General features: G+C 73.8%; 21 protein-coding genes and 1 pseudogene. 11 read left to right on the top strand and 11 right to left on the bottom strand.

Translation table 11 applies throughout. The features are described from left to right. Positions 1 to 51 precede the first annotated feature (51 nt). The 6 genes from ACSNOA_RS05075 to ACSNOA_RS05050 all read right to left on the bottom strand — a co-directional run bounded on the left by ACSNOA_RS05075 (position 52) and on the right by ACSNOA_RS05050 (position 3,918). Positions 52 to 930, bottom strand: a complete 879-nt coding sequence (locus tag ACSNOA_RS05075; RefSeq protein WP_436656763.1) for a PH domain-containing protein — start codon at positions 928 to 930, stop codon at positions 52 to 54. Positions 931 to 936: 6 nt separating this feature from the next. Continuing rightward, positions 937 to 1,095, bottom strand: coding sequence for a hypothetical protein (locus tag ACSNOA_RS05070; protein WP_007455302.1), 159 nt, complete (start codon positions 1,093 to 1,095; stop codon positions 937 to 939). 117 nt (positions 1,096 to 1,212) lie between these two features. Continuing rightward, complete coding sequence (locus ACSNOA_RS05065) at positions 1,213 to 1,911, bottom strand: DUF6758 family protein (protein ID WP_436656762.1); 699 nt, start codon at positions 1,909 to 1,911, stop codon at positions 1,213 to 1,215. A 108-nt stretch (positions 1,912 to 2,019) separates the two neighbouring features. Beyond that, positions 2,020 to 2,643, bottom strand: coding sequence for a TrmH family RNA methyltransferase (locus ACSNOA_RS05060; protein ID WP_436658318.1), 624 nt, complete (start codon positions 2,641 to 2,643; stop codon positions 2,020 to 2,022). 164 nt (positions 2,644 to 2,807) lie between these two features. Continuing rightward, positions 2,808 to 3,338 (bottom strand): hypothetical protein, encoded by a 531-nt coding sequence (locus tag ACSNOA_RS05055; RefSeq protein ID WP_436656761.1) that lies wholly within the window; start codon positions 3,336 to 3,338, stop codon positions 2,808 to 2,810. 64 nt (positions 3,339 to 3,402) lie between these two features. Then, positions 3,403 to 3,918: a MaoC family dehydratase gene (locus ACSNOA_RS05050; protein ID WP_436656760.1), complete on the bottom strand. Its 516-nt coding sequence runs from the start codon at positions 3,916 to 3,918 to the stop codon at positions 3,403 to 3,405. 553 nt (positions 3,919 to 4,471) lie between these two features. Here ACSNOA_RS05050 and trxA point away from each other — a divergent pair. From trxA to ACSNOA_RS05035, 3 genes are all read left to right on the top strand, one after another. After that, positions 4,472 to 4,834 carry a thioredoxin gene (trxA, locus tag ACSNOA_RS05045; protein ID WP_436656759.1) on the top strand — a complete coding sequence of 121 codons (363 nt, stop codon included), beginning with the start codon at positions 4,472 to 4,474 and terminating at the stop codon, positions 4,832 to 4,834. A gap of 125 nt (positions 4,835 to 4,959) precedes the next feature. Beyond that, a complete protein-coding gene (locus ACSNOA_RS05040) occupies positions 4,960 to 5,400 on the top strand; it encodes a hypothetical protein (protein ID WP_436656758.1) in 441 nt (146 codons plus the stop codon). Next, entirely contained in the window at positions 5,397 to 6,491 is a 1,095-nt protein-coding gene (locus ACSNOA_RS05035; protein ID WP_436656756.1) for an MFS transporter permease, read from the top strand. The genes ACSNOA_RS05040 and ACSNOA_RS05035 overlap by 4 nt, the downstream gene beginning before the upstream one ends. 696 nt (positions 6,492 to 7,187) lie before the next feature. Here the strand turns inward: ACSNOA_RS05035 and ACSNOA_RS05030 are convergent. From ACSNOA_RS05030 to ACSNOA_RS05020, 3 genes and pseudogenes are all read right to left on the bottom strand, one after another. Further along, positions 7,188 to 7,691 (bottom strand): annotated as a pseudogene (locus ACSNOA_RS05030) (hypothetical protein); the annotation flags it as partial. Then, positions 7,688 to 9,550: a dynamin family protein gene (locus tag ACSNOA_RS05025; protein WP_436656754.1), complete on the bottom strand. Its 1,863-nt coding sequence runs from the start codon at positions 9,548 to 9,550 to the stop codon at positions 7,688 to 7,690. The gene ACSNOA_RS05025 and the pseudogene ACSNOA_RS05030, both read right to left, overlap by 4 nt. Positions 9,551 to 9,658: 108 nt before the next feature. After that, entirely contained in the window at positions 9,659 to 10,579 is a 921-nt protein-coding gene (locus ACSNOA_RS05020; protein WP_436656752.1) for an IniB N-terminal domain-containing protein, read from the bottom strand. A 307-nt stretch (positions 10,580 to 10,886) separates the two neighbouring features. On the opposite strand from ACSNOA_RS05020, the gene ACSNOA_RS05015 reads away from it, so the two are divergent. From ACSNOA_RS05015 to ACSNOA_RS04990, 6 genes are all read left to right on the top strand, one after another. Further along, entirely contained in the window at positions 10,887 to 12,197 is a 1,311-nt protein-coding gene (locus ACSNOA_RS05015; RefSeq protein WP_436656750.1) for an Hsp70 family protein, read from the top strand. Positions 12,198 to 12,202: 5 nt separating this feature from the next. Continuing rightward, complete coding sequence (locus ACSNOA_RS05010) at positions 12,203 to 14,773, top strand: LuxR C-terminal-related transcriptional regulator (protein WP_436656748.1); 2,571 nt, start codon at positions 12,203 to 12,205, stop codon at positions 14,771 to 14,773. Beyond that, positions 14,770 to 16,830 carry a nitrate- and nitrite sensing domain-containing protein gene (locus ACSNOA_RS05005; protein WP_436656746.1) on the top strand — a complete coding sequence of 687 codons (2,061 nt, stop codon included), beginning with the start codon at positions 14,770 to 14,772 and terminating at the stop codon, positions 16,828 to 16,830. Before ACSNOA_RS05010 ends, ACSNOA_RS05005 begins: the two co-directional genes overlap by 4 nt. Further along, positions 16,827 to 17,276 (top strand): roadblock/LC7 domain-containing protein, encoded by a 450-nt coding sequence (locus ACSNOA_RS05000; protein WP_436656744.1) that lies wholly within the window; start codon positions 16,827 to 16,829, stop codon positions 17,274 to 17,276. Before ACSNOA_RS05005 ends, ACSNOA_RS05000 begins: the two co-directional genes overlap by 4 nt. Beyond that, a complete protein-coding gene (locus tag ACSNOA_RS04995) occupies positions 17,251 to 17,634 on the top strand; it encodes a DUF742 domain-containing protein (RefSeq protein ID WP_436656742.1) in 384 nt (127 codons plus the stop codon). Before ACSNOA_RS05000 ends, ACSNOA_RS04995 begins: the two co-directional genes overlap by 26 nt. Before the next feature lie 71 nt (positions 17,635 to 17,705). Next, complete coding sequence (locus ACSNOA_RS04990; protein ID WP_436656740.1) at positions 17,706 to 18,431, top strand: cellulose binding domain-containing protein; 726 nt, start codon at positions 17,706 to 17,708, stop codon at positions 18,429 to 18,431. A 34-nt stretch (positions 18,432 to 18,465) separates the two neighbouring features. Here ACSNOA_RS04990 and ACSNOA_RS04985 read toward each other — a convergent pair whose 3' ends face one another. Beyond that, complete coding sequence (locus ACSNOA_RS04985) at positions 18,466 to 18,846, bottom strand: thiol-disulfide oxidoreductase DCC family protein (protein WP_436656738.1); 381 nt, start codon at positions 18,844 to 18,846, stop codon at positions 18,466 to 18,468. A 517-nt stretch (positions 18,847 to 19,363) separates the two neighbouring features. Between ACSNOA_RS04985 and ACSNOA_RS04980 the strand changes: the two genes are divergently transcribed. Together ACSNOA_RS04980 and ACSNOA_RS04975 are read left to right on the top strand one after the other, a co-directional pair. Beyond that, positions 19,364 to 21,427, top strand: a complete 2,064-nt coding sequence (locus ACSNOA_RS04980) for an intein-containing Rv2578c family radical SAM protein (protein ID WP_436656736.1) — start codon at positions 19,364 to 19,366, stop codon at positions 21,425 to 21,427. Between the two features lie 43 nt (positions 21,428 to 21,470). Beyond that, complete coding sequence (locus ACSNOA_RS04975) at positions 21,471 to 21,878, top strand: CoA-binding protein (RefSeq protein WP_436656734.1); 408 nt, start codon at positions 21,471 to 21,473, stop codon at positions 21,876 to 21,878. A gap of 51 nt (positions 21,879 to 21,929) precedes the next feature. Here the strand turns inward: ACSNOA_RS04975 and ACSNOA_RS04970 are convergent, their stop codons facing one another. Continuing rightward, positions 21,930 to 23,126, bottom strand: a complete 1,197-nt coding sequence (locus ACSNOA_RS04970; RefSeq protein WP_436656732.1) for an acyl-CoA dehydrogenase family protein — start codon at positions 23,124 to 23,126, stop codon at positions 21,930 to 21,932. Positions 23,127 to 23,181 lie beyond the last annotated feature (55 nt).

The raw sequence follows: 23,181 nt of genomic DNA, 5'->3' as shown, positions 1-23,181 counted from the left end.
CGGGGTCGAGGGCCAAAGGTGTGCAGTTCATCCGATGTTCGGACGAAGGTGTCAGGCCCCGTCGTCGGCCTTGGCCTCGTCGGCCTCCTTGCCCAGCCGGGCCTCGACCGCCTGCGGCTCGTACATCTCCTCGACCACACGCAGGTAGAGCTCGTTCGGGTTGGGCAGGTTCTTGATCTCCCGCAGCGCCTGCTCCTGGCCGGCGGACTCCAGCACGAACGTCCCGTAGTTGAGCGCCCGGCCGGTCGGCGTCTGCTCGTACTTCATGTCGGTGACCCGGACCAGGGGCATCATGGCCACCCGGCGGGTGATGATCCCGTTGACCACCATCACCCGCTTGTTCGTGAGGATGAAGCGGTCGTACCACCAGTCGGCGACCCGCCAGGCGACCCACGCCATCACCGCGAACCACAGCAGCACGGCCACGGTGGTGAGCGCGCCCACGTCCTGCCCCGCGAGGAAGCCGGACAGGTAGCCGAGGACGAAGGTGGCGGCGATCCCCACGATGATCGGGGTGGCCAGGTGGATCCAGTGCCGCTTCCACTCGCCGCGGTAGCGCTCGGTCGGGAACAGGTAGCGGGCGACGAGCGAGCTGGGCTCGTCCTCCAGCGGCAGCACCCGGCGGGGGGTGTTGCCGGCCGCGTCGGCGCGCAGCCCGGCCAGCTCGTCCTCGGAGATCTCCGGGTAGCCGCCCTCCGGGTCACGGATCCACGACCGCCCGGAGCGACCCTCGCCGGCGTAACCGGGCCCCGCGCCGTAGCCGACGTCGTCCGAAAGGGAGGGACCGTCGGAAAGGCCGGGACCGGAGCCGTAGCCGGGACCCTCCTCCGGAGGGACCCGGGGGATCGGTTCCGTGTCACGGTCGCGGTCCCGGCGCTCCCGGTCGTCGGGGTCGTCCGGGTCGAAGGGCGGACCGGAGGGGCTACCCATCGGCGATCAGGCCACCAGGCTGGTGAAGAAGTCGCCGAACCCCTGGGCGATGTCCATGATCCCGCCGCCGAGCGACTTGAACACATCCGCGGCGGAGTTCGGCCGGTAGGCGACAAAGAAGATCAAGAATGCGATGCCGGCCCAGGTGAGGACCTTCTTGACCATGGCGGGCCATCCTCTCGCGCGGCGCCGGGTCCCATTACCGCAGCGGCACCCAGAGTATCAGTGTGGTGTCGTACAGTGAATATCTGCGTCCGTTCTCCGTCAGTACGGGCGGGCTTGTCAAGCCCTCCCGTGCAGATACGGAGACGGTGCGCCGTACACGAGCTCGGGGGGAGTCCACTCGGTGAGGTCGTGCAGCACGACTTCCTCCGCGAGCAGATGCCCCGCGCTCGCCGGCCAGGCTATCGCATGCAGCCACATTCCCCGAGCCTCGCCGGCGTACGCGCTTCGATCCGCAGGTGAGTTCACCAACCACAGTGGAGTGGGATGGCCGGCCACCCGGATCCTGGCCTGGCCGACGTGTTCGGGGTGTCCCGGGCCGGGATCGGTCAACGCCGCCGCGAGCTGCGGCCCCGGGTCCGGCCCGGCCATTCCGGCGAACCGGGTGCCGAGACCGACGCCCGGCTCCTCGGCCACGAAGACGAGGTCGGCGGGGCCGCCACCGAGCGGTGCCGGGCCGGCGCAGGCCACCGCCGTGGCCCGCACGCCCGTGCGCTCGTCACCGGCGTACGCCACCCCGGTCATCGTCCAGCCCGGCGGCAGTGGCCACGGGCACCACAACGGGGTGACCGTCGGGCGTGGCGGGTCGGCGTCGGCCACGATCCGCTCCACCACGCTGGCCACGATGTCGGCGCCGATGCGCTCGGGCACGTGCAGGGGCGGCACGGGCCCGCACCGCTCGCACCGGGATTCGGCGTGCATGAGGTCCGGTGGCCGGACCGGCCCCCCGCATCGGGGACAGCTCACCGCGACGCTCATGCCTCCACCGTCGCCCCGCCGGGGCGGGGCGTCAAGCGGAGCGGCGGTATCCACCCCACCGTGGCGCGTCCGACCTGGACGCGCCCGGCCGGGGAGACACGCGGGGCGTCAGGCCGGCGGCGGGCCGGCGTGCGTACGGATCCAGGCGTGCATGGCGATGCCGCTGGCCACCCCGGCGTTGATCGAGCGGGTGGAGCCGTACTGGGCGATCGAGAAAACGTGCGCGCAGGCCCGGCGCGCAGGCTCGGAGAGGCCGGGCCCCTCCTGGCCGAAGAGGAGCACGCAGCGCCGGGGAAGCGTGGCGGTCTCCAGGGGGCGCGAGCCGGGCAGGTTGTCGATGCCCACCACCGCGAGGTCCCGTCCGGCCGCCCACGCCACGAAGTCCTCGACGGTCTCGTGGTGCCGGACGTGCTGGTAGCGGTCGGTGACCATGGCGCCGCGCCGGTTCCACCGCCGTCGCCCGACGATGTGCACCTCGGCGGCGAGGAACGCGTTCGCGTTGCGGACCACCGTGCCGATGTTGAAGTCGTGCTGCCAGTTCTCGATGGCCACGTGGAAGTCGTGCCGGCGCTCGTCCAGGTCGGCGACGATCGCCTCCCGCCGCCAGTAGCGGTAGCGGTCGACCACGTTGCGCCGGTCGCCGTCGGCGAGCAGCTCGGGGTCGTACCGTGGGTCGTCCGGCGGGTCGCCCGGCCAGGGCCCCACACCGACGTCGAGCTGATCACCGGTCACGGTCACCAGAGCGAGCGTACGGCCCGCCCCACCTCATCCCCATCCCACCCCGCCCCGCCCCATCCCGCCTCGTCGATCATGCAGTTGTGGTGCCCGTCCTGTACTGGTAAGCGGCCTTCATCCACCACCACAACTGCATGATCGGCGGGACGCAGCGCAGGACGTCAGCGCAGGCCCAGCGCGTCGCCGAGACGGTCGAGGAAACGCCGGTCGGCCGGGGCCTCCCCGGCGAGCGGCGGCCGGCCCGGCGGCGCCGCGCGGCACACGCGCGCCGCGACCGACTGCACCCACTGGCGGTACGCCGCCGAGTCGGCCGGGTCGGCCCGGCGGTCCAGGACCCGGACCACCGCCCGGCAGGCGGCGAGCAGGTCGACGAGGTCGTCGCTCGGGCCGGTGGGCAGCGGCTGGTTGTCGTGCCGGGCGTAGATCGCGGAGACCACGGCGCGGACCAGGTCGCTGTCGAAGGAGCGGCCGGCGGCCATCGCCTCGAGGCCGGCGAGCCCCTCGGCCACGCCACGGGCCGGCCGGCCGGGGCCGGGAGCCGTGGCGGCCACGACGACCCGGCCGGGCAGGCTGGTGAGCAGGTCCCACTCGGCGGCGGAGTAGACGGCGGTGGTCAGCGGTGCGGCGCGGCGGCCGGCAGAGGGCGGCTCTCCGGCGACGGAGTGGCTCATGGGGACCTCCGGCGTCAGCATATGCCCCGGATCGGGAAAAGAGCCCCAACCCCACCAGAACATGCGGGCGAAGGGCCCCGGTCACTCAGCGCGGCTCGGGAAAGCTCGGCCGCTCCGGGTCGACGCCCTCCGGCACGGCGCTGGCCGCGTACTCCCGCTTGGGGACCATGACGCGCCGACGGAAGACGCAGACCATGGTGCCGTCCTGGTTGTAGCCGCGGGTCTCCACCGAGACCACGCCGCGGTCGGGCTTCGAGGCCGACTCCCGCTTGTCCAGCACCGTGGTCTCGCCGTAGATCGTGTCGCCGTGGAAGGTCGGGGCCACGTGCCGCAGCGACTCGACCTCGAGATTGGCGATCGCCTTGCCGCTCACGTCGGGGACGGACATGCCGAGCAGGAGGGAGTAGATGTAGTTGCCGACCACGACGTTGCGCTTGAACTGGCTCGCCGACTCCGCGTAGTGGGCGTCCATGTGCAGCGGATGGTGGTTCATGGTGAGCAGGCAGAACAGGTGGTCGTCGTACTCGGTGACGGTCTTGCCCGGCCAGTGCCGGTAGACCGCGCCGACCTCGAACTCCTCGTAGTAACGGCCGAACTGCATCCTGGTCCCCTTCGACGGGCGGCGATGGAGTTCGGCACAGCATGCCTTACCGCTTGTTAAGGGGATGCGCGGGGCGGGGGCCACGCGGAAACGTCACACGGGCCACATCCGGGGGGAGACGCAATGAGCGGCGGGGCCCTCCCCGGCACCCGCCGCCCACGCTCTGATGTCCAAGATTCTGCCGTACGCCCATCCGGCTGCACAGAGGCGTGGATCACATTTATATTTTCGTAACACTACTGAGGGTGAGCAACGCCGGATCGATGAGCGATCTCTGCAGCTCGAGTAGCGGCTTGTCAACCCCCCGGTGGCCGATTCGCTCCGATCGATGCTGCGGATCTTAATGGAAGCGCTCCCATCACCCCTGGTCACGCAACTGCCACCTGCATTTGCGATCCGCACCTCCGAAACGCACAGACGCGGGTCGATGACGGACCGTGCCACCGGGCGGCGCACGGCGCCGTGCGTTTCACCACCGACCGAACGGGAATGCGAGGTGGTCACTCCTGGTTCTAGGGGTCGTAGGTACATCCGCGGTGATCGGAGAGTTCACATGGCAACCGTCGAGCTGACCACGGCGAACTTCGACGAGGTGACCGGCAAGGACGGGATCGTGCTGGTCGACTTCTGGGCCGACTGGTGTGGCCCGTGTAAGCGGTTCGCCCCGATCTACGAGCGCTCCTCGGAGAAGCACCAGGGCATCGTCTTCGGCAAGGTCGACACTGAGGCGCAGCAGGAGCTGGGCGCGAAGTTCGACATCCGCTCGATCCCGACGATCATGGCGATCCGGGACGGCGTGATCGTCTTCGCGCAGCCGGGCGCCCTTCCCGAGTCGGCGCTGGAGAACCTGATCGAGCAGGTTGAGGCGCTCGACATGGACGACGTCCGCAAGCAGCTGGCCGAGCACAAGCACTGAGCCGGCGACCACACGCAGACGGCCGGGTTCCCCACGGGGGGCCCGGCCGTCGGCGTACCGGCCGGGGGACGGTGACCGTCGGAGGGACCCTGACCCACCGTTGGGTCGCGTATGGTCACGAACCGATGGAGACCTTGACCAACCGGGGACGGGCGATCCGGCTCGGCGTCACCGCGCTGGGGCTCGCCGTCCTGCTCGCCGGCACGCTCTGGGGCACCGACGACGACTTCCCGTTCGGCCCCTTCCGGATGTACGCGACCTCCAACCCGCCCGACGCGCCCGCCCCCGACACCCGCATCGAGGGCGTCGACCGCACGGGCGCCGTCGTGAGCCTCGGCCAGGAGGCGACCGGCATCCGCCGGGCCGAGATCGAGGGCCAGCAGAGCCGGTACGCGGCCGAGCCCGAGCGCCTCGCCGAGGTGGCCGACGCGTACGCCGAACGGCACCCGGACGCCCCCGCCCTCGTCGAGGTCCGCATCGTCATCCGCTGGTTCGGTATCTCCGGCGGGCGCCCCACCGGCCGACACACCGACGAGACGGTGGTCCGTTGGCAGGTCACGCCATGATCCGCTGGTTGACCGAGCCGGTGCCCCGCGGCCGCGTGGCCGCCTTCCGCACCCTGATCTACCTCTTCGTCGCCGCCGACCTCGTGGTCTTCACCCCGTGGGTGCGCACCCGGGCCAGCGTGCCCGGCGAGCTCTACCAGCCGCTGCTGGTCGGCCGCCTGCTGCCCCTGCCCACGCCGACGCCGGCGCTCGTGGCGGTCATCTTCTGGGCGCTGCTGCTGCTCACCCTGCTCGCCGCGACCGGGCGGGCGCCGCGGCTGCTCGGCTGGACGGTCTGCGCGCTCTACCTCGAGTGGATGATCGTCGCGATGAGCTACGGCAAGGTCGACCACGACCGCTTCGGCCTGCTCGTCGCGCTGGCCGTGCTCCCCACCGCCGGCCGCGCCCGGCACGGCGACCCGACGCGGACGGAGGCCGGTGGCTGGGCGCTGCGCGTCACCCAGATCGCCGTGGTCTGCACGTACTTCCTGGCGGCCTGGGCGAAGCTGCGCTTCGGCGGGCTGGACTGGCTGACCGGCTCGGTGCTGGCCCGGGCGATCATCCGACGCGGCACCGAGCTGGCCGACCTGATCGCGCAGGTCCCCCACCTGCTGATCGTCGCCCAGTTCGGCATCATCGCCTTCGAGCTGGCCACCCCGCTGGTGTTCCTGGTGCCCGACCGGTGGCGGGTCGCCGTCGTGGCTTTCTTCTACTCGTTCCACGTGGTCACGTTCGCGACCATCACCATCTCGTTCGCCCCGCACCTCGCGGCGATGACGAGCTTCCTGCCGCTGGAGCGGGTCCGCCCGATCACCTGGCTGCGCCGGCTGCGGCGCGGCAGGTCACCGGCCGCCCTCGGCCAGCTCGGCGAGCATCCCCTCGCAGCTACGGACGACGACCTGCGCCCCGCGCCGCTGGGCGAGCCGGAGCAGGGGGTCCTCGGCGCGGTCCCGCCACCGCCACTGCGCCTCGGCGGCGACCTCCCAGAGCCGCTGCACACTGGCCTCGTGCTCGACGCCGAGCCGGGCGGCCAGGCCGACCCCGTCGCCGCCGACGAGCCGCCGCGCCTCCGCCGCGACGTCGGCGTCGAACCCGAGCCGGGTGTCGCGTAGCGCGGCCAGCAGGCGCAGTTCCCGGAACGCGTGCGCGCCCGCGAGGATCTGCTCGACCGCGCCGAGCAGCTCGCCGGTGCCGGGGCCGGGCTCGTTGCGCAGCAGCGACTCCACGGCGACCAACGCGGAGCGGGACTTGAGCGTCTCGCGACGGTCGACGAAGAAGCGGCTCACCGACTCCCGCAACTCGGCCAGCCCGCTGCGGCGGATCAGCTCGGCGGAGAGCGTCGCACGGCTGTCGCAGCCGGTCCGCACCAACGTGGTGGCCAGCCGCACCCCGAACAGCCCGAGCCGGTCGAGCAGGCCGGCGCGCACCTCGGCGTCCAGCGGCACGGGCACCTCGCCGCGGACGAACCGGTCGGCCGAGAGCAGGTACGTGTCCAGCTCCGGCCGGGGCACTGCGGCCAGCTGGGCGAGCGCCGTGAACTCGGACTCGCTGAGCACCCGGCCGGCCAGCCCGATCAACCCGCTGCACGCGTTCACGGTCACGCACAGCGCGTTCACCCGGGGGTCGCGGTGCTGCCGCCGGGCGAGTTGCCGGGCCGTGAGCAGGGCGTCGATCTTCCCGCCACCGGTCTCGTCGGCCCGGGAGAGCACCATGATCACGTTCACCGGGGCCGCCTGCCCGACCGCGGTCTCCCGGCCGGACTCCAGCACCCGCAGGTCGGTGCCGCGGCCGTCCCGGGTGAGGTAGAGCACGGCGTCCGCGTCTCGAAGCACCCGGTCCATGACGGGCGACCGGCCCTGCTCCCCCGGCCCGCCGACCGCGGGCGTGTCCACGAGGGTCACCTGCCGCAGCGCCCGGGTGGGCCAGCGGACCACGATGTCGCGCAACTCGCCGGCCCGCCAGCCCACGAGGTCCACCCGCATCCCGGTGGCCGACTTGGCCATCGCCAGCTCCTGCGGCGGATGGCTGGCCGAGTACGCGGTCGCCCGCGGCTGCGGGCCGTCCTCGTACCAGGTGAAGACGTCGCTGCCGTCCGCACCGGCGACCGGGGCGACCTCCTCACCCATGAGCGCGTTGAGCAGCGTCGACTTGCCGGCCCGCCACGGGCCCACGATCGCCAGCCGCAGCGGCTGCTCCAGCCGGGCCAACTGGTGCCGCAGGTGCCCGGTGGCCCGCGGATTGTCGCGGTAGAGCTGGAGGGCCTGGTGCAGCAGACCCCACACGGCCTCGTCGAGCCGTAGACCGACCGTCATACCCGCGGCTCCAGCGACACGGGGGCCGGCCGGGCGCCGGTCAGCTGCTGGGCCTGCTCGTAGAGCGCGGCGAGCCGGGTCATCTTGAGCCGGATCTCCCGCTGGCGCTGGTCGCGGACGGCCGCGTCGGTGTCCGCGGCCTGCTTCGCCGTCCGCAGCGACTCGACGATGGCCTCCTGCAACTCGTCGGTGAGCCCGGCGAAGTGGTCGCGCAGCATCCGCTGCACCTGCCGCGTCGCGTCCCGGCAGTCCTTCACCACGCGGACGAAGAAGTCGTCGACGTGACGCTGGACCGCCGTCTTCACGGTCGCCTGGCGGCGGCGCAGCAGTTGTTTGCTCTCGTCCCGGATGCTCTTGCCGCCGAAGAGCGCGCCCGCGCCGATCGAGACCGGGTTGATCATCGGCATGCCGGCGAGCGTCGCCGCCAGACCGAACATGAGCAGGCCGCCGTACGAGCCCTTCATACCGGTGATCACCTTCTGGACGGCGGTGAACCGGTCGATGTTCGGCCGTTCGATCTCCGGCAGCCGGTCCCCCACGTCGTCCGGGACGTTCATGGACCAGCGCGGCAGCACGTCGTAGCCGTAGCGGGAGAAGTTGGCGGCCACCCGGCGGGCGGCGTGGTCGCAGCGCTGGACCAGCCATTCGTGGTTGGCCTCCGCCGCCTCGGCCAGGCTGCGCGCCAGCCACTCCTGGAAGGTGTCCCACGCGACCAGCGGATCGGCCGACTCGAACGCGTCGTCGACCTCCCGCAGGATCTGCCGGGTGCGGTCACGCAGGTCGTACTCGATGTCGGACAGCAGGTCGGCCATCTCGTCGTTCAGCGTGTTCTGCCACCGCACCGAGCACCGGCGCAGCTCCTCGACCTCGCGCTGGGCCGCGTGCAGCCGGGACATCGGCCCCGACTGCTCCTGCTCGCGCTGGCTCTCCAACTCCGCGCGCAGCGGCGCGGCGAGCTGCTCCACCACCGTCCGGGCGGTCAACCCCACGGCGGCCCGGGCCAGCACGTCCGCCTTGCCGGACAGGTCCCGTTGAAGTCGGGCGATCAGCGCCGGAAACCCGGACTCGGCGTTGAGCGCGCGGTCGTCGGCGGTGGCCGCCCGCAGCCGCAGCGCCGCCGAGACCGGGATGAGGGCCGCCGGCACGCCCGCGTCGGCCAGGTGCCGCCGGTTGCGCTCGGCGACCGCCCGCCAGTCCGGCACCAGGTCGATCTTCGTCTGCACGACCACCACGTTCGGGTGGGAGCGGGTGGCGTGCAGCAGCACGTTCAGCTCGGCCACCGAGAGTTCCCGCGTCGAGTCGGAGACGAGCAGCACGGCGTCCGCCCGGTTCAGCGCGGCGACCGGGGTGGCGCCGCCGAGGCCGGCCACCTCGTCGCTGCCCGGGGTGTCCACGAGCACCAGCCCGGCGCCGAGCAGCGCGCGCGGGAGTCCGATCTCGACGTACGCCGGGCCACCGCCCGGCCGCCGGCCGAGCGTGCCGGCCACCCCCGCCGCGATCCGGTCGAGCGGCACCGGGGTGCGCTCCTCCGTCCCGGGCAGCTCCGCACCCGCCGAGCGGCCCGGCGGGGCGGGTGGCGCGGCCTGCACCACGGCGGCCGCGGCGACCTCGGCGTGCCGCACGACGGTCGGCAGCACCGTGGTGCGGCCGTCGCCGACCGGGCAGACCGGCGCGTTGACGATCGCGTTGACGAGCTGGCTCTTGCCCTGGTTGGGTTCACCGACCACCAGCACGCGCAGGGTCGGATCGAGCAGTTGGGTGCGCTTCTGCCGGACCGCCTGGAGGAGGTCGCCCCGCCCGTGTTCACGGCACGTGCGGGCGATCTCGTCGAGCACGTCCAGCCAGATGCCCGCTATCACCGCACCAAGTGTGCGGAAATCGGCTCAATTATCAAGTGGGCGCGGAAAAGCGGAAGGGCCGGGCCGCCCCTCAGGGGCGACCCGGCCTCCCGCTCGACCGGGCGTCGGTCAGAGCAGACCGTCGGTGATGCCCAGCAGGCCGCCGCCGTGAGACGCCGGAGCGTCCCCGTGGACCCCGGCGTCGCCGGTCACACCGTCGGTGACGCCACCGGTCACGCTGCCCACCGTGCCGGTGACGCCGGAAAGGACGCTATCCACGTGGTGCGTCACGCCGCCCACCGTCGACGGAACGTCGAGCGGCGGGACGACGCCGCTGCCGCCGTCGTGCAGGCCCAGGCCGCCCAGGGTGTCGTTGACGCCCAGGCCACCCAGGGTGTCGTGGACGCCGAGGGAGTCGACGAGGCCGCCGACCTGGCCGGTCGTGCCCGAGAGGGTCCCACCGAGCAGGCCGTCCGGCGTGCCGAGCAGGCCGTGGTCGGTCGAGTCGAGCACGGACGTCGGGTTGCCGACCGTCCCGGTCACGTCACCGACCACCGGGTCCGCCACGCCGTCCACCACGCTGACCACGTCGGCGTCGAGGGTGTGGGCCACGTCGTTCACACCGGTCAGGTCCGTGGCGACGCCGCCGGGGCCGACGCCGAGGCCGATCCCGGGCAGCACCGTCGCACCGACGGCGACCGAGGACGGGTCCACGGCGATGGCGCCGAGCACGCCGGCCTTGACGTCCACACCGGAGTACGAGCTGGTGACGCTGATCTGCTGCGCCACGGTCTGCAGCTGGCTGACCACGTCGGTCACGTCGGTCACGAGCGGCTCGGCGCCGAGCTGGTCGACGACCGGCGCGACGGGGGCGAGCCCCTGGACCGGGACGTAGTCGACCACGAGCGGCACCACGTCCTGCACGTCGGCGGCGGTGATGTCGGTGAGCCCGGCGGCCTGCAGCGCGCCCTCCGGGTCGAGGTCGAACGCCGACCGGGCGTCGGGGTCGGTGAGCAGGTTGAGCACGAAGTCGTGCAGGGTCTGGTCCATGTGCCGGTTCTCCTCGGATGTGGGCGTCGTCGGCCGCCGCTCGTCGACAACGACGCTAGAAGCCCCCGGCCGCACCGGTCATCGGGGATCGACCCGCAATCCGTACCGCCTGGTTAGGGCCCCGATCCCCCTCGGCTGTTAGGGGGATTGGGGGAACCGTGCGGGCCAGATTTAGGGTCTCGATGCCGGAGCTATCTCTGGTACGAACGTAGGAGCCCGCGGGGATTCGCCGGGGGTGGGCCGTGCACCGAGCGGGAAGCCCGCGTAGCACGCACGGCCGGCCGACTCGCGGCGAAGGAAGAAGCGCATGCCGTACGTCCTGGGGATAGACATCGGGAGCACCACCACCGCGGCCACCCTGGCCCGGCGCCGCGGCGCGAGCTGGGCGCGGCCCGAGGTGGTCGCGCTCGACGCCGGCGCGGCCACCGTGCCGTCGGTGCTGCACCTGGGCGCGGACGGCACGCTCGTGGTCGGCGAGCCCGACACCGACGACGGCAACCGCACCGCCCGGGGCTTCGTCCACCGGGTCGGCGACGACGTGCCGCTGCTGCTCGCGGGCGAGGCCTGCCCGCCGCAGCTGCTGACCGCCGTCCTGGCCACCTGGGTGGTCGAGCGGGTCCTCCACCGCGAGGGCGAACCGGCCGAGGCCGTCGTGCTGAGCCACCCCGCCGGCTGGGGCCGGCACCGCCGCGACCTGCTGCACGCCGCGCTGTGGGAGCTGGGCCAGAGGAACGTCACGCTGCTGCCGCGTACGGTCACCGTCGCCGAGAGCCACGCGGCGCGCGGCTTCGCCGGCACGACCGCGGCGGTCTACGCCCTGGGCGGCGACAGCTTCGAGGCGGCGCTGGTCCGGCGCACCCCGCACGGCCGATACGAGACGGTCGGGCTTCCCCAGAGGCTGGACTGGATCGGCGGCGCCGACTTCGACGAGGCGCTCGCCGGGCACGTGCGGTCCGTGCTGGCCCGGGAACTCGCCGCCGCCGGCCGCCGCGAGACGTACGCGACCCTGCGCGCCCTCCTGCCCGAGTGCGAGCGGGCCAAGCGCGAGCTGACCGTCGGCGGCGAGACCGACGTGCTGCTCACCCTGCCCGGCGGGCCGACGCGGGTGCCGGTGAGCCGGGCGGACTTCGAGGAGATGATCCGCCCGGCCGTACAGGCCACCGTGGACCTGCTGGTGCGTTCCGTGCTCTCGGCCGGGCTTCGGCCCGCCGACCTCGACGCCGTCCTGCTGACCGGCGGATCCACCCGGATCCCGCTCGTCGCCGAGCTGCTCGCCGCCGCCTTCCCGGTGCCGGTCGAGGTCGAGCCCGACCCGCAGCTCACGGCCGCCACGGGCGCCGCGCTGGCCGCCTGCCAGGTGGTGTCGCCGCGGCCCCGGCCGCCCGAGCCCGCCCGGCCGCCCGAGCCGTCCCGCGCGGCGGATCCGTTCCGGACGCCCGGCGCGGGCGGCGCACCCCGCCGCGACGCCACACCCGCCGTTCCCGCCCCGCGACGCCCCGACCACGACCGAGCGGCCCATCCCGCGCCACCACCCCGCCCGCCGGTCCGGATCACCCCGCTGGAGCTGCCGAAACCGTCCCGGCTCGCGCTGGCCCGCAGCCGGGGACGCGAAGGATGACCACCATGACGATGAGCGCCCTCGCCGGAACCCGGCTGGTGCTGGACCGCGCGCCCAGGGCGGTGCTCGACTCCGTCGCGGCCGACCCGACGGCGCCGCTCGTGCTCGCCGTGACCGGCCCCGGCGGCCACGGCCGCACGGCGTACCTCCAGGAGCTGGCCCGGGTCTACCGCCGGGCCGGCGTGGTCGTGCAGGAGGCCGCCCCCGCGCAGCCGGAGGCCGCCGACCCGGACGCCGTGCTGCTCGTCGACGACGCGCACCTGCTCGACGACGCCCGACTCCGGACGCTGCGCCAGCTGGCGAGCGGGCGGCGGCACCGGCTCGTCGTCGCGTACCGGCCGTGGCCGCGGACCGCCGCGCTGGCCGAGCTCGCCGACGCCGTACGACGGGACGGGCAGGTGCTCCTGCTCGCCCCGTTCACCCGCGAACGGACCGCCACGTACCTCGCCGGCGCACCCGAGCTGGGCCGGCGCGCCGAGCTGGTCGACCTCGTACACGGCCAGACCGCCGGCGTCCCCCGCGACGTGGAGCGGCTGGTCCGCGCGCTGCGCGGGCAGGAACAGCCGGGCCATCCGGGCGAGCCGCCCCGGCAGGCCGTCCTCGAGTTCGGCCCGGACCTCGACGACCTCACGCCGGACGTCCGGCGGCTGCTGCTGGCCGTCGCGGCCGGCGTACCGCTGCCGGTGGACCTGCTCGGCACGCTGCTCGGCCGCCAACCGGCCGAAGTGGACGCGCTCGTGGCCGCGACCCGGGCAGCCGGGCTGCTCGGCCCGGACGGGCGGCTCGCGCCGCTGGTCCGGCGCGCCGTGACCGCCCTCAGCCCGGCGACCGAACGCATCGCGGTCTGGCGCCGCCTCAGTGAGGTGCAGCTCGCGCGGGGCGGCCCGGTGCTGCCGCTCGTCCGTGCGCTGCTCGCCGCCGGCGTGGCGGGCGACTGCCCGGCCGGCACGCTGGAGGCCGCCGCCGAGGAGGCCCTCGGCACCGAACCCGCCCTCGCGGCCGAGCTGTTCGCCGCCGCCACAGCCGCCGGCCGTCCCGTGGCCACCCGCCAGGCGGTCGCGGCGGCGCTCGCCGGTGACCTCGACGTCGCTCTCCGGCTCGCCGACCGGCTCCTCGGCTCGGCCGCCCCCACCGACCGGGCCGAGGCGGCGCTCGTGGCCGCCACGGCTCTGGCCCACCGGGGCCAGCTCGGCCGCAGCGTCGAGCTGTACCGGTGGTCCGGCGCCGCGCCGGCCGCGGCCTTCGCCACCATCGGCGCGCTGGCCGGCGGCGACCCCGCGGGCGCCGGGGCCTCCGCCACGGACGACCGCGACGGGCCGCCAACCCTGCACGCCAGCGCCGCCCGGCTGATGGCCGAGGGGGTGCGGGACACTGTCACCGGGACGCCCACCACCGCACTGTCCACCCTCGTGCAGGCGACGGCGCTTCTCGAACCGGACGGCCGGTCGGTGCTCCTGCCCGACAGCCCGGCCGCGCTCGCCGCCCTGACCGCGCTGCACGGCGGCGAACTGGACATCGCCGACCGGGTGCTCGACCGGGCCGTCGCCAGCGGCATCGGCGGCCCGCTCATGGCCCGCCGTCACCGGCTGCTCCAGGCCTGGCTGCTCATGGTCCGGGGCCGTACGGCCGGGGCCGCCGAGCGACTCGGCACGGTCACCGGCGGGGGAAGGCCCCTCGAGTCGCGCGACCTTCTCTTCGCCACCGCGCTGGAGCTGGGCATCGCCCGGCGCAACAGCGACCTCGGGGCCCTCCAGCGGAGCTGGGGGCACGCCCTGGAGGCGGTGGTACGCCACCCGGTGGACCTGTTCACCCTGCTCCCGCTCGGCGAACTCGTCGTCGTCGCGGCCCGCCTCGGCGACCTGGACCGGCTGGCGCCCCACCTGCACGGCGCCCGTACGCTGCTCGCCCGCCTCGGGGACCCGCCACTGTGGAGCGCGCCGCTGCACTGGAGCGGTCTGCACGCGGCGATCCTCACCGAGGAGCCGGCAATCGCCGACGAGCACGTGGCCGCGCTCCACGCCGCCGCCCCGCACAGCCGGTACGCGGCCGTGGTCGCCGCGGCCGCCGCCAGTTGGGTCGACGTGCTCCGCGGAGTCGTCGACCCGGTCCGGGTGGAGGCCGCCGCCCGCGGGCTGCACGACGCCGGGTTCTGTTGGGACGGCGCCCGCCTCGCCGGCCAGGCCGCCATCCGCACCTCCGACCGGCGTGCGATGACCGCCCTGCTGGACTGCGCCCGGATGCTCCAGGGCCGGCCCGGCGGGACCCGGACGGGACAGCGCCCGGCCGCCGGGGCTGCCGACGGGCAGGTCGCCGACGCCATCGCCACCCCGGCCGGCCACCGGCTCAGCGACCGGGAACGGGAAGTGGCCGAGCTGGTGCTGGCCGGCCTCACCTACCGCGAGATCGGCGACCGGCTGTTCATCTCGGCCAAGACCGTGGAACACCACGTCGCCCGGATGCGCTCCCGGCTGGGCTGCGCGAACCGGGCGGAGCTGCTGGCTCTGCTGCGCACGATCCTGGCCCACCGGCCGGACACCGCGGCCGGCCAGCCCTGGCCGGAACGGACCACCCGGTGAACGGCCCGGAAACGGCGACGACCGGGCAGCGGCTCCGGCGACTCTTCGCCGCCACGGCCGTCGTCCTCGTCGCCCTCTGGACGTACGGCGCGTACGTCACCGGCCGCGACGCCGCCGACCTGCTGCGGATCGGGGCCCTGGCCGAGACGCTCGGCCAACCCACCGACCGGCTCATCCTCGACCTGCAGGCCGAACGACGGCTCACCGCCGGGTCGATCGCCGGCGGGCCGCGGGCGCGGTCCGCGCTCGTCCTCGCCCGCAACGACACCGACCGTACGGTGGCGGCCCTCCGCGACGCCGCCGGCGGCACCGACCTGCGGCTGCTCACCGCCGGGGCGGTGCGCGACCGGGCCGACGTGCTGTTGCGCGAGCTCGACGGGCTCACCGGCCTGCGCGCCGAGGCCGACGCCGGTCGCGCCGAGACCGTCGACGCGTACGACCGGCTGGTCGACACCGCCTTCGCGGTCTACGGCCCGGAGTGGGGCTCGCGGGAGAGCAGGCTGGCCGCCGAGAGCCGTGCCGTGGTGGCGCTCGCCCGGTCCCGGGAGCTTCTCGCCCGGGAGGACACCCTGGTCACCGCCGCGCTCACCAACGGGCGGATCACCGCCGACGACCGCCGGCGCCTCACCGAGCTGGTCGGCACGCAGCGGTACGCGAGCGCCGAGGCGGTCGCCGCGTTGCCGTCCGCGGACCAGGACGACCACCGGGCCATGATGGCCGGTTCGAGTTTCGCCGCCCTCCAGTCCACCGAGGACCGGCTGCTGGCCGGCGACGACCGCCCGGCGCTCGGCGTCGACGGCTGGCAGGCCGCGGTGGAGCCGGCCCTCGACGAACTGCACGAGCTGGTCCAGTCCACGGCCCGGCACAGCGTCGAGCGGGCCACGCCCGGCGCCGCCCTGCTGATCGTCCGCACCGGCCTGGTGCTGGGGCTCGGCCTGGTCGCGGTGCTCACCCTGCTGCTCACCGGCGCCGGCGCCATCCGCCGGCTGGCCGACCGGCCGGACGCGACGCCCGCACCCGACCCGGTCGTGCCGCCCCGCCGCGCGCCGGAACCCGCCGCGCCCGTTTCCGCCGCCATGGCCGCCACGAACCCCGGTTTCGGGCCGGGCCGCCCTGTCGGCCCCGGTCCGGTCACCACCGGCTGGCCGGCCGGCCACAACCGGCCGCCCGCCACCGGACCGGGCCGGAACGAGCCCGGCGCCGTGCCGGTCCACCGGGACCTGTTCCTTCGCCTCACCCAGCGCAACCAGGCCCTGCTGCGCGACCAGCTCACGCTGCTCGACGCCATGGAGCGGCGGGAGCGGGGCCCGGAGGAGGCCGCCGAGCTGTTCCACCTCGACCACCTCGCCACCCGGCTCCGGCGCAACGTCGAGAAGCTCGTCACCCTCGCCGGCGCACGACCGGCCCGGCGCTGGCGCCGGCCGATCCCGATGCTCGACGTGGCCCGGGGCGCCGTCGCCGAGGTGCCCGACTACCAGCGCGTCCTGGTCGCGCCGCACTGGCCCTGGTCGCTGGCCGGGCCGGCGGTCACCGACGTCATCCACCTGCTCGCCGAACTGATCGAGAACGCGCTGGTGTTCTCGTCGGCCGGCACCGCCGTGCGGGTGGCCGGCGAACACCGACCGGACGGGTGCGCCGTCGTCGTCATCGACGACGGGCCGGGCCTGACCCCGGCCGCCCTCGCGGCGGCCAACCGGCTGCTGGCCGAACCGCCGACGGCGGGTCCCCCATCCGGTCACGCCGGGCTGTACGCTGCTGCCCTGCTCGCCGCCCGCTGCGGCGCCCGGGTCTCGCTGCGTCCCGGTCCCCGTGGCGGAACGGCGGCGGTCGTGCTGCTCCCGACCAACCTGGTCATGCCGACCGGGCCCGCGGGCGCGGCGCCCGGGCCGGGCGGCACCCGGCCCAGCCCGTCGGCACGCCCCACGGCCGGCACCGGCGCCACCGGCGACCTGCCGGTACGGACCCGGCACCCCGGGTCGGTGTGGTCCGGGCCGGACGCGGCCGGCCCCGCCACGGTCGAGATGCCGGTCTCCAGAGCAGCGAGAGGACGCTCATGACGCAATCAGTGGTCACCGCCGACGGCCTGACCGAGGCCCTGAACGACCTGGTCGACCGGGTGCACGGAGCGGAGTTCGCGGTCGTGCTCTCGCCCGACGGGCTGCTCCTCGGCGCCAGCCGGGACGTCGACGACCAGTTGGCCAACCAGCTCTCCAGCCTGGTCGCCGGGCTGGAGGCGCTCGGTCTGGCCGCCACGCGGGTCTGCGTCGGCGGAGCGCTGCGGCAGATCGTCGTACAGATGGCGCGGGCGTTCCTGTTCGTCGCGACCACCCGCAACGGCGCCATCCTCACCGTGCGCATCGGCGCCGAGGCCGAGGTCGGCGACATGGCGTACGAGGTGGCGCTCTTCGTGGGACAGGCCGACCGGCACCTGCCGGTGTACCTCGAACCGGCCTCCGGGGCGACGAGCGGGGAGATCGGTGCAGCAGCCGAACGGCGCCCCTGACGAGGCGTGGTACGACGACGACGCCGGGCCGGTGGTCCGGCCGTACACCATGACCGGTGGCCGCGCGGCCCCCGAGCGCGGGCGTTTCGACCTGATCACGTTGGTCGTGGCCCGGGGCCCGGTGCCCGTGAACGCGCAGCTCTTTCCCGAGCAGGCCGCGATCGTCGAGATGTGCCGCCGGCCGCTGTCGGTGGCGGAGGTGGGCGCCGAGCTGGACCTGCCGGTCGGGACCGTCCGGGTCCTCCTCGGTGACCTCCTCTCGGCCGGGCTGATCGAGACGCACGAGCCGCCCACGCTCGCCGAGCTGCCGTCCGAGGACCTGCTGAGGGAACTGCTCGCCGGGCTCCGTGCCCTGTGAGCCGAGCGCCGACCGCGCTGGCAGGATCACCACGACCGTCGCGCTCGACCATCTGAAGGGGGAACGAGGCAGTGCCGGCATCACCGCCGCAACCACGCCGGACCGCGGCCATCATCGTGCTCGACCGGATCGTGGCCTTCGCCGGGTCGCTCCGGCGCGCGGTCATCGACCGGGGCCCGGGAACGCGGGCCGTCCGGATCGCCGTGCTCGCGTCGCTCGTCGTCCTGGTCGCCACGGCGGTGCCGGTGGTCCTGGTGCTGCGGACACCGGAACGCCTCGCGCCGGTGGCCCTCGACCCGCCGCCCGACCCCGAAGTGCCGGCCGCCCCGGAGCCCGGAACGCCCGGCGCGGAGGCCCGCCCCGCCGTGTCGAGCCCGCCGCCGGCGCCGAGCAGCCCGGTCGACAGCCCCACACCGACCAGCGCCGCGCCGCCGTCGGCCAGCGCGGTCGCGAGCACGTCGGCCCCGGCGCCCGAACCGCTGCGCGGCGAGTTCGCCATCGAGGAGAAGGCACTGCTCAGCTACCGGGCCGCCGTCACCATCAGCAACCCCGGGGCCGTCCCCTCGCGGGCCTGGACCCTCGTGGTCACGCTGCCTCGCGAGTCCCTCGCCGTCACGGCGGTGAGCGGGGCCAAGGCCACCCAGGACGGCGCCACCTGGACCTTCGTGCCGGACGGGAACGGAGCCCTGCCGGGCCACGGCTCGGCCAAGGTGACCTTCCGGGTCGACGGGGCGCCGATCAGCGCGGCCCCGACGGGGTGCACCGTCGACGGCGCCGCCTGCGCCGGCCTCGACTGAGCGGGGCCCGCCCGGCCCGGACCGGACCTCCAGGTCAGTCCCGGCGCGCGGCCGGCACGGCGCACGCTGCCGTGCCGCCGGGCAGCCGGTGGCGGTTGCGCGCCACCCAACGGTACGCCGGCCAGGCCGCGGCGCGTACCGGCGGGAACCGCAGGCCCGCGCCGGCCACCCGCCAGAGCGGCGCGCTGGCGCCGAGCAGGTGGGCGATCGCGTCGGGGCCCGCCGCGCGTACGCCGTCGACGCCCACCCACTGCACGGCCTGCTCGCACTCGGCCTCGGTGAGGCCCAGGGCGGCCAGGTCGGCGAACTGCCAGGGGATCACCCGGGCCCCGTTGGGGATGTGGCGCTCGATGAACTCGGCACAGCGGGTGCAGAACGCGCAGTCCCCGTCGTAGACGAACGTCGACCTCTCCATGTCCCCATCCTCCACCCGGTGGCACCGGCCGGTGCCACGAGGTGGCGGTCACCACGCCACGACCACGATGCGGGGGTGCAGCTCGGGCCGACGCGCCGGTGACACCTTGGCCGACCCTGGCCGACCTTGGCCGGCCTTGTCGGACGGACACGCTGCGTCACAATCCTGGGTCCTCCGCACACCCTCCTCCGCCTCCTTTGCTGCACCCCTATATGCAACGGCCACCCTCCGCAGCCATGCCTGGTGATCGACTCCTGGGCCGGCGAGATAACGGCGCTGGCCACCGATGTGGTGCATCGGTGGGTGCAGAGCAAAGCGCCAGAGGCGGCTGCGGGAGGGCTCGGACTGACGTGACGCTCCGTTGCATCACGGTGCGTCACAGGCATGCTCGGATCCACCGTCGCAGGGCCGGCGCGAGGCGCTGGCGGAACGGAAGTCCGGCCGACCGCCGGAACGAGCGCGCCGCCGCGGGCGAGGCTGCTTGCAATCTCCTCGTACGTGTGTTCGAATACTGGCCATGCGCTGGGACAACCTCGCCGCTCCCCCGGCCGAGGGGGCTCCCGAGCGGGCAGCGCCAGCGACGCCACCCCTGCCGCTGGCGCTGCCCGGCGCGACCGTCCGCACCTTCGACACCCCCGGGTTCACGGGCATGACGTTCTACGAGGTGCGGGCCAAATCGATCATCAATCGGGTGCCGGGCGCCTCTCGCGTCCCGTTCGAGTGGACGATCAACCCGTACCGGGGATGCAGCCATGCCTGCGTCTACTGCCTGGCGGGCGACACTCCGATTCTCATGGCCGACGGGCGGACCAGACAGCTGCGCGACCTGGAGATCGGCGACCAGATCTACGGCACCGAGCGCCGTGGCGCCTACCGCCGCTATGTCGTCACCACCGTGCGGGCCAAATGGTCGACGGTGAAGCCGGCCTACCGGATCACCCTCGCAGACGGAACCACGCTGGTGGCGAGCGGCGACCATCGCTTCCTGTCCGATCGCGGCTGGAAGCACGTCACCGGCGGGATGCACGGGCCGCTTCGTCGCCCGTACCTGACGACCAACAACCGGTTGATCGGCACCGGGCGCTTCACGGACGGCCCCAAGGACTCCCCCGACTACCGGCGGGGCTACGTGTGTGGCATGGCGCGCGGCGATGCCAACCTGGCCAGCTACCACTACGCCACCGGTACGGTGTACCGCTTCCGGCTCGCGCTCGCCGACGAGGAGGCGTTGAGCCGGACGGAGCGGTACCTGGCCGATGCTGGCATCGAGACGAATCGCTTCTCGTTCGCCCCGGCGAGCGGCCAGCGGCGCGCCATGGGGGCGATCCGCACGTCCCGTCAGCACCACTTCGAGGCGATCAGGCAACTGATCGAATGGCCTGTCGACCCGAGTGACGACTGGCAGCGCGGCTTTCTCGCCGGGATCTTCGACGCGGAGGGCAGTTGCAGCGGGGGAATCCTCCGGATCAGCAACAGTGACGACCGGATCCTCGACGAGGTGCTCCGCGCTCTGGGCCACTTCGGTTTCCAGGCCGTTCTCGAGGACCCGGGCCGCGCCAATCGGGTTCGGGAGGTTCGGCTCACCGGTGGTATCGCCGAGCGACTGCGGTTCTTCCACCTGACCGACCCGGCGATCACCCGCAAACGCTCGATCGACGGGGCGGCGCTCAAGTGCCAGGCGAACCTGCAGATCGCCAGCATCGAGCCGCTCGGCTTGGAGCTGCCGTTGTGGGACATCACCACCGGCACCGGCGACTTCATCGCCAACGGCGTCGTCAGCCACAACTGCTTCGCCCGCAACACCCACACCTACCTGGATCTCGACGCCGGGGCGGACTTCGACCGGAAGGTGATCGTCAAGGTCAACGCGGGCGAGCTGGTCCGCCGCGAGCTGGCCGCCCCGAAATGGCGGGGCGCGCACATCGCGATGGGCACGAACGTCGACTGCTACCAGCGGGCCGAGGGGCGTTACCGGCTCATGCCGCAGATCATCGCGGCGCTCCGCGATTTCGCCAACCCGTTCTCGATCCTCACGAAGGGCACGCTGATCCTGCGGGACCTGCCGCTGCTGCGCCAGGCCGCCGAGGTCACCCGCGTCGGCATCTCGTACTCGGTGGGCTTCGTCGACGAGAGCCTGTGGCGCGCCGTCGAGCCCGGCACACCGAGCCCCCGCCGCCGGTTGGATGCGGTCCGGGCGCTCAGCGACGCGGGCTTCTCCGTGGGGGTGCTGATGGCACCCATCCTGCCGGGGCTCACCGACGACGACGAGTCGATCGACGCCACGGTGGCGGCCATCGCGGCCGCCGGTGCGGCCAGCGTGACGCCCCTGGCGCTGCACCTGCGCCCCGGCGCCCGGGAGTGGTACGCACACTGGCTCGGCCGGGAGTTCCCGCACCTGGTACCCCGCTACCGGGAGCTGTACCGGTCGGGCTCGTACGCGCCGCAGGCGTACCAGCGGGAGCTGACGGCGCGGGTGCGGATCGCGGCCCGCAGGCACGGCCTGCACCGGAGCGAGCCCGGCGACAACCGTCGGCTGCCCGAGCCGACACCCCCGGCCGCCGAGCAGCTGACCCTGCTCTGACCGTCCGCGGACGACACCCAGCCGGCGGGGATACAGTCGCCGGGTGCGTACCGCTCAACAGATCCTCGCCGACGCCGCCGTCATCGCCGTCGTGGGCGCCTCACGTGACCCGCTCAAGGCCGCGCACAGCGTGCCGTTGCAGATGCAGCGGCACGGCTGGCGGATCATCCCGGTCAACCCGACCGCCGACGAGCTGTTCGGGGAGAAGGTCTACCGGTCGCTGGCCGACATCCCGCACCCGGTCGACGTGGTGAACGTGTTCCGGCCCGCGAAGGACGCCGTCGAGGTGGTCCGGCAGGCGGTGGCGATCGGCGCCCCGGCCGTGTGGTTGCAGCTCGGGATCGTGTCGGCCGAGGCGCGGCGGATCGCCGAGGAGGCGGGCATCGACTACGTCGAGGACCGCTGCCTCGCGGTGGAGCGTGCCGTCGGCGCGCTCAGCCGGCTCGGCTGACCGGTCGGCACCGGCCGGCGCCGGAGTCGGGCCCGCGGCCGGCCGAGCCGTTCAGAGCTTGTACTCCTTGAGCAGGCCGCGGGAGATGATGGTCTTCTGGATCTCCGAGGTGCCCTCGCCGATCAGCAGGAACGGCGCCTCCCGCATGAGGCGCTCGATCTCGTACTCCTTCGAGTAGCCGTAGCCGCCGTGGATGCGGAACGCCTCCTGCACCACCTCGGCGCAGTACTCCGAGGCGAGCAGCTTGGCCATGCCGGCCTCGACGTCGTTGCGCTGACCGGCGTCCTTCAGCCGGGCCGCGTTCACCATGAGGGCGTGCGCGGCCTCGATCTTCGTGCCCATCTCGGCGAGCTTGAACGCGACGGCCTGGTGCTTCGCGAGGGGCTGACCGAACGTGCGGCGCTGCTGCGCGTACGCCACGGCCAGTTCGAAGGCCCGGATCGAGATGCCGCAGGCGCGGGCGGCGACGTTGACCCGGCCGACCTCGATGCCGTCCATCATCTGGTAGAAGCCCCGGCCGACCCGCTCCTCGCCGCCGAGCACCGCCGAGGCGGGCACGGAGACGCCGTCGAGCACCATCTCCGTGGTCTCGACGCCCTTGTAGCCCATCTTCTCGATCCGCCCGGGGATGGTGAGGCCGGGGGCGGTCTCCCCGAAGCCGGGCTCCTTCTCGAGGAGGAACGTGCTCATGTTGCCGTAGACCGAGTCGGCGCCCGTGTCGGTCTTCACGAGGGTGGCCACCACCGACGAGTACGCGCCGTTGGTGAGCCACATCTTCTGGCCGTCGAGAACGAACCGGTCGCCGTCGCGGACCGCCCGGGACTTGATGGCCGCCACGTCCGACCCGCACTCCGGCTCCGACATGGAGAAGGCGCCGCGCACCTCGCCGGTGGCCATCTTCGGCAGCAGGCGGCTCTTCTGCTCCGGGGAGCCGTGCTGGGAGATGAGGTACGCGACGATGAAGTGGGTGTTGACGATGCCGGAGATCGACATCCAGCCGCGGGAGAGTTCCTCGACGGCGAGCGCGTACGTCAGCAGCGACTCGCCCAGGCCGCCGTACTCCTCGGCGATGGTGAGGCCGAACAGCCCCATCTCGCGCATGCCGTCGATGATGTCGGTGGGGTACTCGTCGGCGTGCTCCAGCCGCTGCGCGTGCGGGATGATCTCCTTGTCGGCGAACTCCCGGACGGTCTCCAGGATCGACCGCTGCACATCGGTCAGGCCGGGCGTCTGGGCGAGTCGAGCCATCTCAGCCTCCGGGGATCGGCGCATTACTCATGGGTAACTGAACGCTCGGTCAGTA

The sequence above is a fragment of the Micromonospora sp. URMC 103 genome (assembly GCF_051386435.1).
GTDB lineage: Bacteria > Actinomycetota > Actinomycetes > Mycobacteriales > Micromonosporaceae > Micromonospora.
Note: the sequence above shows the minus strand (reverse complement) of the source record. Positions and strands in the feature narration are given on the sequence as shown.

What these genes read in the sequence shown, in the direction of transcription:
- trxA (WP_436656759.1), top strand. Translation starts at nt 4,472, where the DNA reads ATGGCAACCGTCGAGCTGACCACGGCGAACTTCGACGAGGTGACCGGC.
- ACSNOA_RS05010 (WP_436656748.1), top strand. Translation starts at nt 12,203, where the DNA reads ATGACGATGAGCGCCCTCGCCGGAACCCGGCTGGTGCTGGACCGCGCG.
- ACSNOA_RS05050 (WP_436656760.1), bottom strand. Translation starts at nt 3,918, where the DNA reads ATGCAGTTCGGCCGTTACTACGAGGAGTTCGAGGTCGGCGCGGTCTAC.
- ACSNOA_RS05020 (WP_436656752.1), bottom strand. Translation starts at nt 10,579, where the DNA reads ATGGACCAGACCCTGCACGACTTCGTGCTCAACCTGCTCACCGACCCC.
- ACSNOA_RS05055 (WP_436656761.1), bottom strand. Translation starts at nt 3,338, where the DNA reads ATGCTGACGCCGGAGGTCCCCATGAGCCACTCCGTCGCCGGAGAGCCG.
- ACSNOA_RS05035 (WP_436656756.1), top strand. Translation starts at nt 5,397, where the DNA reads ATGATCCGCTGGTTGACCGAGCCGGTGCCCCGCGGCCGCGTGGCCGCC.
- ACSNOA_RS04980 (WP_436656736.1), top strand. Translation starts at nt 19,364, where the DNA reads ATGCGCTGGGACAACCTCGCCGCTCCCCCGGCCGAGGGGGCTCCCGAG.
- ACSNOA_RS05070 (WP_007455302.1), bottom strand. Translation starts at nt 1,095, where the DNA reads ATGGTCAAGAAGGTCCTCACCTGGGCCGGCATCGCATTCTTGATCTTC.
- ACSNOA_RS05075 (WP_436656763.1), bottom strand. Translation starts at nt 930, where the DNA reads ATGGGTAGCCCCTCCGGTCCGCCCTTCGACCCGGACGACCCCGACGAC.
- ACSNOA_RS05040 (WP_436656758.1), top strand. Translation starts at nt 4,960, where the DNA reads ATGGAGACCTTGACCAACCGGGGACGGGCGATCCGGCTCGGCGTCACC.
- ACSNOA_RS04985 (WP_436656738.1), bottom strand. Translation starts at nt 18,846, where the DNA reads ATGGAGAGGTCGACGTTCGTCTACGACGGGGACTGCGCGTTCTGCACC.
- ACSNOA_RS05065 (WP_436656762.1), bottom strand. Translation starts at nt 1,911, where the DNA reads ATGAGCGTCGCGGTGAGCTGTCCCCGATGCGGGGGGCCGGTCCGGCCA.
- ACSNOA_RS05000 (WP_436656744.1), top strand. Translation starts at nt 16,827, where the DNA reads ATGACGCAATCAGTGGTCACCGCCGACGGCCTGACCGAGGCCCTGAAC.
- ACSNOA_RS04970 (WP_436656732.1), bottom strand. Translation starts at nt 23,126, where the DNA reads ATGGCTCGACTCGCCCAGACGCCCGGCCTGACCGATGTGCAGCGGTCG.
- ACSNOA_RS05015 (WP_436656750.1), top strand. Translation starts at nt 10,887, where the DNA reads ATGCCGTACGTCCTGGGGATAGACATCGGGAGCACCACCACCGCGGCC.